The organism is Pseudobacillus sp. 179-B 2D1 NHS (assembly GCF_045370945.1).
GTDB lineage: Bacteria > Bacillota > Bacilli > Bacillales > Domibacillaceae > Pseudobacillus.
In genome coordinates this window covers 67,630-80,491 of sequence record NZ_JBIQDP010000003.1, presented here as the reverse complement: position 1 = coordinate 80,491, position 12,862 = coordinate 67,630, and the positions used below count along the sequence as shown (strand labels likewise).

The window sequence follows — 12,862 nt, the reverse complement described above, 5'->3', positions numbered from 1 at the left end:
CATAGCTCTGCTGTTGGCCACATACAATGGTAAAAAGTCTTTGTAAGGGGGCTGTAAGGCAGTATGGAGATTCTTGTGAGAAAAGGAGACACCTTCTGGTACTATAGCCAGTTGTTTGACATTCCACTTGCGCTGATCATTGACTCAAACCTAAACATGGATATAAATAAATTGAAGCCTGGACAGGCTATCCGAATTCCGGGGTTCACCGCAACCATACGGACCATCCAAAAAGGGGACACGCTTTGGAAGTTAGCTGCCGCTCAAGATATGGATGCAGATGCATTATTGTTGTTGAACCCCCATATAAATCCTAATGAACTGCAAATCGGACAAAAAGTGCGTATTCCGGTAAGAGTTACTGAACTGATTGTGAATGGCAAGCAACCTTATGATTTTCAACAGATGAGAAGGGATATGCATCGGCTGCTAACCATTTATCCGTTTATGAAAAGAAAGGAAGCTGGAAAAAGTGTCCTTGGTTTGCCGCTTTACGATTTGAGGATCGGCAGAGGAGATAGGAAGATACAGATCAACGCCTCTTTTCATGCGAACGAATGGATTACCACTCCTATTTTGATGCAGTTTTTAAACGAATATTTGCTTTCGTTAACGAATCAATTAACCATAAAAGAAGTGAGGGCCCTTCCTGTATATATGGAAACACAGCTATCAGCTGTGCCGATGGTTGATCCAGATGGAGTAAACTTAGTGCTTAATGGTCCACAGCCTGAAGTGGAGGAAAAAGTAGTGGCGATCAATAAAGGAGGCTATGACTTCTCAGGCTGGAAAGCCAACATACGGGGGGTAGACTTAAATAAGCAATTTCCTGCTAATTGGGAATATGAAGCAACACGGAAGCCAAAGGCACCGTCCTCCCGGGATTTTCCGGGAGACCAGCCACTGTCTGAACCAGAGACAAAAGCGATGGCTGCTTTAGTGCGGAAGGAAAGCTTCGAGAGGCTAATTGCTCTCCATACACAAGGAAAAGAATTCTATTGGGGATATGAAGGATTAGAACCTCCTGAATCTGAAGGGCTCGCCAAACGATTTTCCCGGGTGAGCGGCTACAAAGCTGTCCGTTATGTCGATAGCCATTCAGGCTTTAAAGATTGGTTTATTCAGGAATTTCGCAAGCCAGGGTTCACAATTGAGCTCGGAGAAGGGGAAAATCCTCTTCCGCTTTCGCAATTTGATGAAATTTACGAGGATGTATCTAAATTACTGATTCATTCCTTGCTATAGAACAGAGGCCAGTTTTTCCTTACTTTACAATGGGAAAAGCTGGCCTTTAAATATTTATAATATTGTCGATAAAAACTATAAACCTAACATTGTATGTATTTATTAAAAAATGCATTTATTAGGGAGAATATCATCAATACAAGCAGCAAGAGGCAGGAACAGGTATCATATTAAGTCTATGTTTAACCCGCAATTGGGGATATAAAGCAGCAAATACAATCTACTGCATGTTGTTGTATAATGTAGAATGTATGGTAACTTGTGAAAATGTTAGATAATATTGGAGGAATGTATACATGGCTTTTCAACCGAAATCGTATCAAAAATTCACTGCAACAGCAGCAACAGCTGTGCTAGTGGCAACGGCTGTTACCCCTGCAATGGCAGCAGCCTCTTTCTCAGATGTTTCCGGCCGTTATAAGGAAGCAGTTGATTATTTAGTAGACCATAAAATAACAAATGGGATTAATTCGACACAGTTTGGCACAGCCAAAGAAATCAAGCGTGTAGACGTAGCTTCTATGGTAGCGAAAGCCGTTTTAACTGAAGAGCAAATCAATAATGCGAAGGATTCTGGTTTTACAGATGTTCCTGGCCGCGCCAAATCTTATGTCGATGCGTTAAAAGAACAAAACATTATCAACGGTAAAACAGCTACATCATTCGGCTCAGATGCTTCCATTACACGCGGCGAGGCAGCGCTTATGCTTGCGAAAGCCTATAAAGTCAAAGGAAATACAGCTAATGTCAAATTCTCAGATGTATCTTCCCGTTACACTGAAGCTGTGGCTGCTTTAGTAGATAACAAAATTACTTCTGGAAAGGCAAACAATAAATTTGGTACATCTGATCCGATCACACGCGGAGAACTGGCTATCTTCCTTTATAAATTAGAAACGTTAAATGACGAAAATCCAGCTGCTCCTGAAGTAGTAGAAATAAGTGCATTAAGCAATAAGGAGATCAAAGTTACGGGTTCTGCTCTTGATCAATTAAAATCTGAAAATTTTAATTTAGAAGGGAACAATGTTGTAGCTTATAAAGTAAGTGAGAATAAATCATCGGCTACCATCACATTTGAAAAACCGTTCGAGCTCGATAAAGAATTAAAATTAAACTTTATTGAGAAAGTGGAAGGCGCAGCAGACAAAGTCACTCAATTTCCGTTTACTTACTCATTAAAGGTTACTTCCGTTGCTGTAGCTGATGTTCGTCTGGATGCAGTTAAAGATAAACAGTACCTTTCTTTTACAATTAATAATGGGGCAGGAGCAGCTGATATTGAACAATTAAAGCAAGCGGGATATACAGTAGAATTCCAAGCGACTGCTTCAGTATTAGCTGATGCTTCAACGGGTGAAATTGATGAAGCTAAAATTAAAGAAGGCGATACTTTCAAGTATAAAGTTATCCTTAAAAAAGGAGACACGAAGGTAGAGTCTGAACTGAAAGAAGCAAAAGTCCTTAATTTTGATCAATATGTATCGTCTATTGAAGAAACAGGTGTCAGCCAAGGGGCTGTTACTGTAAAAAGCAGCAAGATATCTGTCCAGGATGGTGCGGCTCAATTGACAGCAGGCAAGGTCACATCTCTAAGTGGGGCTACGATTGCCATACCAAAGCTTACTTACAAGTCTTCTAATCCTACGGTGGCTACAATTGATGGCGATGGCAAAATCACGCCAATCAAGCCCGGTGCAGTTGTGTTTACAATCACGGCTGATGCTGCCAAGGTAGAAGTTCCATTAACGGTTGTAAGTGGAGCGCGTACGGCTGCCACGGCTGCTTCAAGTGTGTCTTCTGTTAAGCTATACAATGAAAATAGTGATACAGTTTCACTTACTGTGTCTGACCAATATGGGGATGAATATGAAGGCAAGTTGAATATATCATCTAAAAATCCAGAAATCGCAGCTGCTGAGAATCCAACAATCAGTGCAAAGGATGGCAAAGCTGAATTCAAGGTGGTATCAAAAGCTTCTGCTAAAGGAGACACAACATTAGAAATCAAAGATGCCAACAATGCGCAAGTTTTAAAAACTGTTGCTGTTTCGATTTCTGATGATAATAAAGTCGCTAGCAGAAAGCTGGAAACAGCTAATTCTACAGACGACTTAAAGCTGGACGTGGCGTTCGGTTCTGGAGACAATCAAGTGAATCTGGTTTGGAACACATATAATCAAGGCGGATTTAAAATTGGTTCTGAAGCTTTAGCTGGTGGAGCTTACTCAGTTTCTTCTTCAGATGAAGATGTGGCAAGTGTTGCGGTAAACGAAGACAAAAAGACAGTCACCGTTACCGGCAAAAAAGCGGGAACTGCTCAAATCATTGTTAAAGAAGGAACGGTAACAAGAGAAACGGTCACAATTACGGTGACGGACTCTACCCCTGTAATTAAGTCGGTAAAATTTGAAGAAGTGAAAGATATCACGAAGGCAGGAGCTTTAACAGAGGTTGTGGTACTAAAACCAGAAAATGTTACGCTAAGCAATGGAGAGTTAATGCCTCAGATAGATACAAATGGAGATATCTTTGTAGATCTCAATAAAAATAAAAAGAAAGACAATGAAGAGGTATTAGGAAAATTAACGGTTAGTTATTCTGGCAAATCCTCTGACTTCTCAGTAGCTCCTGCCATTTCTTCAGGAATGGTGGCAGGTACTATAGCTAACGGTGCGGAAGGTACGTTAGTGGTTTATGTTACACCAAAAGATGAAAAAGTGGCGCTGGCTACTTCATCAATCAATGTGAAAGTCAACTAACTGACAGAGTAGATTGCTAGGTTAAAGGGTGAATAAAAAGCGGACCACGAAATTCTTCGGGTCCGCTTTTTTACGTATAAAGAATTGGCTATTTGCTTTTTCTTTTTTTTCCAGAGGAAGAAGAGGTAGCATTCTCACCATCGCTGCCCAGTAAAAAATAAGAAATAATTCCTGAAAAAATGACAGCACCCGCTGTAATTAACAGTCTTGTTTGAAGGGGAATTTCCGAATAATCTTTGTTAAGCATCCACAAAGAGAGGGATCCAACGAGAATCATGATGGGAATGACAAAAGTAAACTTTTTCAATGCTTCGCTTCCTTTCATTTAAATTTCGGCTGTTTACATATATAGTCTAGCACAGGTTTAACGATGGTTACTTTTTTAACTAAAACAAGCATGAGCGAGGGCAGTTTCTTATGAAAAATTTTTTTCAGATGAGTCATTTATAGCGAACTTTCACAATAAATTAAGATAAGAAAGGAGGAGTAACAATGGCTATTCGGTTAATTAAGATTTCTGTTGTGTACTTCGCGGTAGGCGTTCTATTGGGGTACTACATGTCTATCGTTCATTCCTATGACTTAACGAGTGTGCACGTACATGTAAATCTTCTTGGCTGGACTGCTTTAATGCTTGCAGGTATTGTTTATCATCTTTTCCCCGCTCTCGCTCATAATGGAATGGCAAAAGCCCACGTTTGGCTCCACAACATTGGTTTGCCTATTATGATGCTCTCCTTATTCTTGCTGATTACCACAAAATCTTCTTCCTACACTGCAGGAGTCGCCACAGGTGCTACACTGACCGTGCTAGGTATCCTTCTCTTTGTCATTAATATACTAAAAAACTTAAAAGCAAGCCGGTAAAAATAAATGAGGACAGCTGTTCACTGCTTTATGCAGCAGACGGCTGTCTTTAAATGCGTTAAAAGCTTAAAAGCTCAGCAGGAAACTTTGGCTGTTTCACAGTTGTTCTTCTTTAATTTTCTCTAATAACCGCTTGCAACCTTCACTCAGTAGATCATATGTTTCTTGAAAGTCGCCAGTATAGTACGGATCAGGGACATCTTTTTGATGGTCTGTTAGGTCAAGCAGGCGAATGATATGTGGCTGTCTTGGTTGGCCGAGCATCTTTTTAATATTTTGTATGTTGCTTTCATCCATGCCGATGATATAGTCGAATTTTTCGGCATCCTCTTTTTTGAGTTGTCTGCCGGCAAGTCCCTCTGCTGGAACCTTATATTTTCGTAAGATGTTTAATGTCCCTTCGTGTGGCGGAGAATCGACATGCCATCCGCTAGTGCCTGCAGAATCGACAACAATCTGATCCTTCAAGCCTTCTTTTTTTACTAGATCCCTAAACAATGCTTCTGCCATTGGAGAGCGGCAAATGTTCCCGAGACAAACAAATAATACATTGATCATGTGTACACAGTCCTCTCTTCCCTATTCATAATAAACAATCGTACCAAACCATACATAATCTGTCATTTTTCTATGTTTATTTAGTGTCAGAGTAGAGAGGGATGTTAAAGCAATGTCCCTGTCCGCAAAAGGTTCCCACACTACATGGGGTTATAAAGCAAAGGGTACGGACGAATATATGAGGAATGGGGAAGAAGGCGGTCCTGTGTAAACGGCTAATCCGTACATCCAGCAGGACCCGTCCTGCATAGTTGTAAAACAGCAGAGGACGGGCCCTTATTTTTAGCTCAATAAATTGCTTTCAAAATAATTAAGGCAGTTGGCAGTGCGTTCTCTTTGGCGGTTAAAAACATAGAGTGAACAGGAGAGAGTTAATTGGACCCCATTTTTAAAAGAGGCGACCAGCTGCCCATCTTTCATGGTGCCCATATGAATATGATACGGGAAGATCCATTTGCAGCCATAGTTGTCTGGTGATGTAGTAGGGAAGGCGCAGATGCGTTGTTGAAGGCAAATAACCAGAGGTGTTTTTTTGCGGTAGGGAAAGCGTTGGCGCACCGCTTTAATCCTGCCATCATAGGTAGAGATTCTCTCGATGCAAGCTTCGTTCAATAGGGAACGTACGGTTTGTTTTGTGTAGTAGATGCCATTTTTGTCATAAACGATCGAGTTATAGTCTTGATGATATTCTTCTACGAGCGCCATGGTATTGGTTGTGATTTTGTAATTTTCAATAAATTCCATTTTGTATCAAATCCCCCTTATTCTACTATACTATTTCATTGTACCAGTTATAAACAATTTTTACTAGGATGAAATATCTAAAAAAAGTAAAAATATGTTTTAAATTAACAAAAAAAGCACTTTACTACAGATAAAGTGCTTTTTTCTGCTTTACTTGTCGGACAGCGTGTATCTTTTTAAGCTGGACGCTGAAAAACTAGCAAATTCGTTATTTCTTACATTAGATCTATCTTCTTGAAAAATGTAAAAGCTATTTTGAGAGCCCATAGTAACAATCGTTCCCTTGGCAGTAGAAAAGAGATCAGCCCTATGATCTTCGAGTCGTTTTTTTACATTTTCGTCAGGATAGCCTGTGCGTCCATCTGTTGAAAAAATAGCAATAAGCGGATCGACTGCTTTTATAAATGGCTGTGAAGTGGCTCCTTCCGCCCCATGCTTGGCCGTCTTTAAGATATCTGCCTGGAGAGAAGCATTTGCCATCAACTGGTCTTCCACCGCTTTTCCGGCTTCAGAAGTTAATAAGTAACTAATCTCTCCATGAGTGATCTGGATGACAGAGGAACCGTCATCGATATTTTTGGCATGACGATTAGCGTGGAGAACCTCAACATCTACCTGGCTGTTAGGAGAGAGCTGTTGACCGGTTTGTGTTATTTTCCGGTCGATTTTTTTTCTCTCAGCTGCTTGAACGTACTGCTGATATTCCTCATCTGTTCCTGGTAAACCGGAGTCAAATATTTTTTCGACATTCATTTCATTAATGACATAATCTGCGCCGCCAATGTGATCATCACCGGGATGCGTAGCGACAAAAACATTGATTTTTTTTATATTGAGCGCAGCGAGCTCTTGCTTAATGGCTGCTTCAGAAGGACCGGCATCAATGAGCATCGTCTTTCCATCAGGAAATTCAACCAAAGTCGCGTCTCCTTGTCCTACATTTAAAAAGCTGACGGAAAAGTCCGGTGCTTCTTGGCCGGGAATGAAAAATGGATTGAGCGCACGCGCCATAAATGCAGCGAACTGTTCTCTTTTGAGTACAAGATCAGGTTTGTAGGTATTGTCTTCATAACCGGAGGCGATTCCAGCGGCCGTCATTTTTTTTATATAAGGATAAGCAGCCATTTTAGGATGCACATCAGAAAATTGAATGGTGTCTTCATCTGTTAGTTCAAAAGCTTTTGATAACAAGATAGCCATCTGGCCTCGTGTGACAAATTCATTTGGTCGGAAAGTACCGTCTGGGAAACCAGAAATGATGTCTTCTTCTACAGCAGATGCAATGTAACCGGCTGCTATGTTGGCAGGAGTCACATCTTTAAATTGGGTTTGTCGTTTTTCACCGTTCAAATTCAATGCCTTGCCAATAATAATCGCTGCTGCTGCACGGGTGACTTCTTGGCCGGGTTTAAAATTTCCATCCGGAAAGCCACTGATTATCCCTTGATCTGATAAAAAAAGGATCTCCTTATAGAAACGATTATTTTTTGTTACATCGTTAAATTGAGCGGCTTTAGCAAAAGGAATAAACAGGCTAAAACTTAAAACAAAAGCACAAAATGAAACAAAAACTTTTTTCAATTCAATAATTCTCCTCTCTTTTTTTGCCGAACAATAGTAATAATAGAACATTTTTACAAAAAATAATAGGGAGAGTTAGGAAAAAAGATTTAGGTATTCGCTAATTTTATACAGTTAAGTAACATCCAAAAGTAGTGGAGAAAGGAGAAATGCGCATAAACTACAGTTGTTATTTGCATCCTAGAAATAACGAGTAAGCAGCCAGAGGGGAGGGGGAAGAACCTATGAAAATAAAGACGGCCATGAGTGCAAAAGACAAGCTTTGCTGGACGATCGGTTATATGGTATTTTTGGGTATGATCTTAGCTTGTGGGGATGAATAAACGAATAGGTAGGTGGTCGAGGGCTTTTTATAGGGGAGCAGAACGGGATATGAGCCATCATAGCCCGTCCCGCCTGAGCTACACCAAATATCAAAGTGAATGGCTCCAAACGGATATTGGTCTTTATTTAGATAAACTCTCTCCAAGTTGCAGGGAGCCTATAAGGCAATCAGCCGCTTCCTCGGCGGTTAGTGAGTCGACAAGAAGAGTGGTATGGTTAATGGCATAAGCGCTCTTTCTTTTATAAAAAAGCTCTTCGATTTCCTTCAGATCTTTGCCTTGAAGAACCGGACGGCTATCAATTAAATCATGTAATCTTTCCTTCCATGGTTCCCATGACATATCCAGATAAACAACATGACAATTGGCCAAACAAATTTCTCGCACTTCAGGCTGCATAAAGGCACCGCCGCCGAGGGAGATGACTTTTAAAGACTGCTCGCAAAAGGAACGGATGGTTTGCTTCTCGATTTCGCGGAATCCTTTTTCTCCATGTGCGGCAAAAATTTCATTGATGGACATGTTATATTCTTTTTCGATCTCTTCATCAATGTCGACAAAGGGGCGACCCAGCTTTTTAGCGACAAGGGAGCCAATGGTTGTTTTCCCCACACCCATGAAGCCGATAAATACAATGCTTTTTTCTGTGGACGACGTTTGTATACTATTCAAAATACACACTCTTTCTGCTCATTATTTTGTTCTAGTATAGTACAGGGAAGGGGCAACGTAAATATTTTTTGAAATGTTAAAAAATAAGCCGCCTCTTTCTAAAGGAGAGGGCGGCTTTAATTATTTATTGATCAACCGTCGAGCTTGCATAATTTTTAATGCCGTCGGCAAGCAAGGACATTAAGTTCGTTAAGTAGGCGCTGTCGGATAACTTTCGGTCTTCTTCCGGATTCGTCATGAATCCGATCTCTGGAAGAATGACAGGTACGCGGGACCAGTTAAAGCCTGACATATCGCTTCTGAAGAAAATACCGCCCTGGTGAAGAGGAACCTCTGCGGAAACGCTTTTCAATACAGATTGGCCAGCTTGATAGCTTTTATCAAAAATGGACTTAGTGTACGGACTTTCTTTTGCTGGCACTAAAACAGAAAATCCGTTCACAGCTGCGCTTTCTGCTCCATCTGCATGGATGCGGACAAATAAATTGGCGCCGTTTTTATTGGCAATTTCCGCTCGCTCCTGATTGCTAATGTTTACCTCATGCATGGTGCGGGTCATGATGACTTTTATTCCTCTTTGTTCTAACTGTGATTTGAGCAGGTTAGAGGCTTCAAGAGTAAGAACATATTCTGGTTTTCCTGTAGCCGCCCCCGTTGTACCGCCCGTTACTTTATACTTCGTTTCTTTGGCGCCTGGCCCAATGGGTTCTTGCTCAAGGTTTGCTTTTGCCTGATGGCCAGGGTCGATAACAACAAGGAACGGCTTATCAATCGCTTTAGGTGCGGGTGGATCGTCAATCTTTGTGGCGGCATTCGGTTTTTGTTCCTCTGCCACAGCTTCCGTGTGTTTGTTTTCCTTCGGATGCTCATTAGCTGAGAGAGTTTCTTCTATTGATTGATTTTTCTCGCTCGTTTCGTTGTTCACATTTTTTTCGATTGCCGGGCTGCTGTCTTTCGATTCTTCAGTGAACAGGCTGTTCAAAAGTCCTTGTTCCGAGCGTGAATCTATTTTTAAAAGAAGAAATGATAGAAAACAGGCGATCAAAACGGCAGCGATAGAGAGTTTTTTCATATGCAAAGCTCCTATTCAAATGACTTGATGAAGTCTACATTGTGCTTCTCTACAGAACTTAAGCTGCCGCCATATCCTGGGTTTGGACTGTACCAGGATTGACTGCTAAAGTAATTTTGCAAATCCTTTGAGTTAAAGATATAACCGTGTCGAGCATATATCTCATTTCTTGCGAGTCGAAGTTCGCTTTTGGATAAGCCGGATAAATCATCATAAGTTAAGTAGGCATAATCGCTATGAGGGATAAGATAGTATGAATAGCTGGCCTGTGATGACTTGGGAGCAACTTCCCTAATTACTTCTTTTACTACTGTTTTTTCCTTCACTTCTTCCTTTTCTGTTTCTTCTTCAGAATTGCCTGTGTTTAAGGTGATTTCTTTTTCTGTTTTCGTCCCTGCCAGTTCAAGGACAACTTCATCTTCTGTTGAGCCAGCTGCGGATTTTTTCATTCCTTTTACTTTATAAGAACCTGCTAAAAAAGGACCGAACTCTTGTGCTTCCTTTGCCTTATCCAACACGCCGATCTCATTATCATTTAAATAAACAGTGGTTCCTTCACTAGTGCTATCTGTATGAATAAAGTACCCGGGGGTATCTACGACGTAGCGTTTGAACAAGCCATAATGCTTGCCATCTTCCCGCAAATAAAACAGGTTACTGCCCAGACCTTCGTTATGTAGAGATTCTTCAATATCCTGAACGAGTGAAGGCTCCTTATCAATCAGCATGAATAAAGCGTCTAAGCTTTCACTGCTTACCTTTATCCGAGAGTCAGCTGGAACGATCAGCTGTTTTAAAGCATTTTTGTCTTTTTTTGATAAAGCGGTCTTGAACTGTTCAATGACTGCTTCTTCACTATACTTTTTATTGAGCATTTGGTAGCCGGTAAATAGAATGATTAATAAAATGGCAACTGAGGCCAGCAAAAGGGGGATTTTCTTTTTCGACGAGTTTCCTCTTTTGCTATTTGCTTCCTCACGGCCGGTAGTGCGTGAAGATTGGGTATCTAGAGAAGTTCCACATTTGGAACAGAATACTCCGTCTGCTTCATTTATATGCCCGCAAGCACCACACTTTCTCATTTTCTTCCCCTCCGATTGTCATGATAGATTTATACTACTAAATTATAGAAAAACTTACAATTGCCTCTTGTAAACTGAATGATTTTCCTGTGGCATGTTAGGGAAATAAAGGGGGGAATGGTTGCTGTAAAGGACAAAAAGCGACGTAAAAGAGCAACGGGCGATTCTCTGCCTCCTTATCTTAAAATACGATAGAGAAAGGATGTTTAAAACGTGAAAGTTATCATATGAAATAGATAGTATGGAAGAGAAAAAGATGATAGAATACAAAGGCGGCAATTAAATTTGGGCTCAAATTTTGCGAAAGATTATTTCGTTTTTGTGATATAATGGAAAAGGTGCTTTTTGTACATAGGCCGGGCCGTTAAGGCTTTATTGTCTGGTTTGAATGGCAACAACATAAGAAATTAGCAACGATTGACAGATTATTTTAATCGTTTATATAAAAGGAAATTGAAAGGGAAGAGGAACAGATCAACATGCTGAATCAGAAGACATTTTTGCTGCTGCTTATATTTTTAGTGTTGCAGCCGGTTATTGACGTAATGACTACGGCATCTCTCATGATTTTAAATGTGAATCTTACGGTTGGTGTCATCGTTCGCGTACTTTATATGGCGGTAATTTTGTTAATATTACTGAAATTGGCTTTTTCAAGCCGGCTTGCAAAAAAGTACATTTTTTATTTAATTGGACTAGCCGTTGTCATCGGGATCAATATTGCAGTTAACATGAACTTAAAGGATCCATACTTTTTATTTAAAGAATTAAAATTCTACAATAAGGTCATTTACTTTCCAATCTTATTTTTAGGCTTTAATATGTTGTATTTACAGCTGAAAAAGCAACGTGTGCCATTGATAGAGAAAACAACAGCATACTTCTTATATTCTTCCATTATTATCAGTGCCGTGTTCATTGTATCCTTTCTGACTGGTACGAGCTTATCCAACTACTCCCATACAAAAGTCGGTTTTACTGGATGGTTTTTTGCCGGAAATGAAATTGGTGCCATCATGGCCATTATTTTACCAGTGACCGCAGTTTATGCGATCGAGAAAACGAAATCTTTTAAAACGAGTTATTACTGGATTCCCTTTATCTTACTGTCCATTTCTATGCTGTTTCTCGGTACGAAAGTAGGCTATGGGGGAATCGTCATTGTTCTAATCGCTGCGTGTATCTCTCTTTTGATTATTTACTTAACGAAGGAACGGACGAAAAAAACGAGGGCAAATATGCTAGTTTCTCTTCTTCTTCTTGCTGCACTAGCGGTTTCTACTCCGTTTACACCTGTTTTTAATAATATGTATGCTCACCTTGGCATTCTGAACATTGATATAAACAAAGAGGAACCGAAGAAGGAAGTGACAGAAGAGCCTGAAGAGGAGCCAGAAGATACACAGCAAGAGCCAACGATTACTGAGGAACAGCTCCAAAACCTTGTATTCAGCAGTCGGGAGAAATACTTAGCCGATTTTAAGCAGGATTTTGCAGAAGCGCCCGTCCTGCAGAAAATGTTTGGTATGGGCTTTGCCGGAAACTATGAAATGCCGGAACCAGGGAAAGAGCCTAAGATGATAGAGATGGATTTTTACGATCTCTTCTTCTCACTCGGCATTATCGGCTTTTTATATCTTATTGCCCCCCTATTATATTATGCTGTTCGCTTTATCATTTACTTCGTTTCCCAAATACGAGAAACGTTCACCATCCCTTATGTTATGTATGGCGTCGGTTTTATTTTAGCGCTAGGCATTGCCACAACAGCGGGACATGTGCTGACAGCACCAGCGGTCTCTATTTATGTTGCTGCACTGATGTCCATGCTGATGGTGCACAGCGGAACGATTGATGACCAGCCAAGATAATAGATGAACGGAACTAATAAAAGAGCAGAGAGAATTTCTCTGCTCTTTTTATATTCTTTCATACTTAGTGGTGGAGCTTACGGTA

Annotated in this window: 11 protein-coding genes; 4 read left to right on the top strand and 7 right to left on the bottom strand. The window is 40.5% G+C overall.

All coding sequences use genetic code 11. The features are described from left to right. Positions 1 to 63: 63 nt before the first annotated feature. Positions 64 to 1,245: a M14 family metallopeptidase gene (locus ACH0BF_RS04205; protein WP_120035074.1), complete on the top strand. Its 1,182-nt coding sequence runs from the start codon at positions 64 to 66 to the stop codon at positions 1,243 to 1,245. A 296-nt stretch (positions 1,246 to 1,541) separates the two neighbouring features. Further along, entirely contained in the window at positions 1,542 to 4,007 is a 2,466-nt protein-coding gene (locus ACH0BF_RS04200; RefSeq protein WP_406908912.1) for an S-layer homology domain-containing protein, read from the top strand. An 88-nt stretch (positions 4,008 to 4,095) separates the two neighbouring features. Here ACH0BF_RS04200 and ACH0BF_RS04195 read toward each other — a convergent pair whose 3' ends face one another. Then, positions 4,096 to 4,314, bottom strand: a complete 219-nt coding sequence (locus tag ACH0BF_RS04195; RefSeq protein ID WP_259455622.1) for a hypothetical protein — start codon at positions 4,312 to 4,314, stop codon at positions 4,096 to 4,098. 185 nt (positions 4,315 to 4,499) lie between these two features. Here ACH0BF_RS04195 and ACH0BF_RS04190 point away from each other — a divergent pair, with 185 nt between their 5' ends. Beyond that, positions 4,500 to 4,874, top strand: a complete 375-nt coding sequence (locus ACH0BF_RS04190) for a cytochrome-c oxidase (RefSeq protein WP_340852128.1) — start codon at positions 4,500 to 4,502, stop codon at positions 4,872 to 4,874. A 96-nt stretch (positions 4,875 to 4,970) separates the two neighbouring features. On the opposite strand, the gene ACH0BF_RS04185 is transcribed toward ACH0BF_RS04190, so the two are convergent. The 6 genes from ACH0BF_RS04185 to ACH0BF_RS04160 all read right to left on the bottom strand — a co-directional run bounded on the left by ACH0BF_RS04185 (position 4,971) and on the right by ACH0BF_RS04160 (position 10,906). Then, complete coding sequence (locus ACH0BF_RS04185) at positions 4,971 to 5,432, bottom strand: low molecular weight protein-tyrosine-phosphatase (RefSeq protein ID WP_406908911.1); 462 nt, start codon at positions 5,430 to 5,432, stop codon at positions 4,971 to 4,973. A 282-nt stretch (positions 5,433 to 5,714) separates the two neighbouring features. Continuing rightward, on the bottom strand, positions 5,715 to 6,176 hold the full coding sequence (locus ACH0BF_RS04180; protein WP_120035064.1) for a competence protein ComK: 462 nt from the start codon (positions 6,174 to 6,176) through the stop codon (positions 5,715 to 5,717). 150 nt (positions 6,177 to 6,326) lie between these two features. Continuing rightward, a complete protein-coding gene (locus tag ACH0BF_RS04175) occupies positions 6,327 to 7,757 on the bottom strand; it encodes an S-layer homology domain-containing protein (protein WP_406908910.1) in 1,431 nt (476 codons plus the stop codon). A gap of 446 nt (positions 7,758 to 8,203) precedes the next feature. After that, positions 8,204 to 8,752 carry a shikimate kinase gene (locus ACH0BF_RS04170; protein WP_259455621.1) on the bottom strand — a complete coding sequence of 183 codons (549 nt, stop codon included), beginning with the start codon at positions 8,750 to 8,752 and terminating at the stop codon, positions 8,204 to 8,206. A 124-nt stretch (positions 8,753 to 8,876) separates the two neighbouring features. Then, positions 8,877 to 9,824, bottom strand: coding sequence for an N-acetylmuramoyl-L-alanine amidase family protein (locus tag ACH0BF_RS04165; protein WP_340852133.1), 948 nt, complete (start codon positions 9,822 to 9,824; stop codon positions 8,877 to 8,879). 11 nt (positions 9,825 to 9,835) lie between these two features. Continuing rightward, positions 9,836 to 10,906 carry a YARHG domain-containing protein gene (locus tag ACH0BF_RS04160; RefSeq protein WP_340852135.1) on the bottom strand — a complete coding sequence of 357 codons (1,071 nt, stop codon included), beginning with the start codon at positions 10,904 to 10,906 and terminating at the stop codon, positions 9,836 to 9,838. A gap of 479 nt (positions 10,907 to 11,385) precedes the next feature. Between ACH0BF_RS04160 and ACH0BF_RS04155 the strand changes: the two genes are divergently transcribed. After that, positions 11,386 to 12,777 (top strand): O-antigen ligase family protein, encoded by a 1,392-nt coding sequence (locus ACH0BF_RS04155; protein ID WP_406908909.1) that lies wholly within the window; start codon positions 11,386 to 11,388, stop codon positions 12,775 to 12,777. Positions 12,778 to 12,862: the final 85 nt, after the last annotated feature.

Excerpts from the sequence above, each read along its gene's own strand:
- ACH0BF_RS04160 (WP_340852135.1), bottom strand. The coding sequence starts at position 10,906 with ATGAGAAAGTGTGGTGCTTGCGGGCATATAAATGAAGCAGACGGAGTA.
- ACH0BF_RS04165 (WP_340852133.1), bottom strand. The coding sequence starts at position 9,824 with ATGAAAAAACTCTCTATCGCTGCCGTTTTGATCGCCTGTTTTCTATCA.
- ACH0BF_RS04185 (WP_406908911.1), bottom strand. The coding sequence starts at position 5,432 with ATGATCAATGTATTATTTGTTTGTCTCGGGAACATTTGCCGCTCTCCA.
- ACH0BF_RS04205 (WP_120035074.1), top strand. The coding sequence starts at position 64 with ATGGAGATTCTTGTGAGAAAAGGAGACACCTTCTGGTACTATAGCCAG.
- ACH0BF_RS04180 (WP_120035064.1), bottom strand. The coding sequence starts at position 6,176 with ATGGAATTTATTGAAAATTACAAAATCACAACCAATACCATGGCGCTC.
- ACH0BF_RS04155 (WP_406908909.1), top strand. The coding sequence starts at position 11,386 with ATGCTGAATCAGAAGACATTTTTGCTGCTGCTTATATTTTTAGTGTTG.
- ACH0BF_RS04190 (WP_340852128.1), top strand. The coding sequence starts at position 4,500 with ATGGCTATTCGGTTAATTAAGATTTCTGTTGTGTACTTCGCGGTAGGC.
- ACH0BF_RS04200 (WP_406908912.1), top strand. The coding sequence starts at position 1,542 with ATGGCTTTTCAACCGAAATCGTATCAAAAATTCACTGCAACAGCAGCA.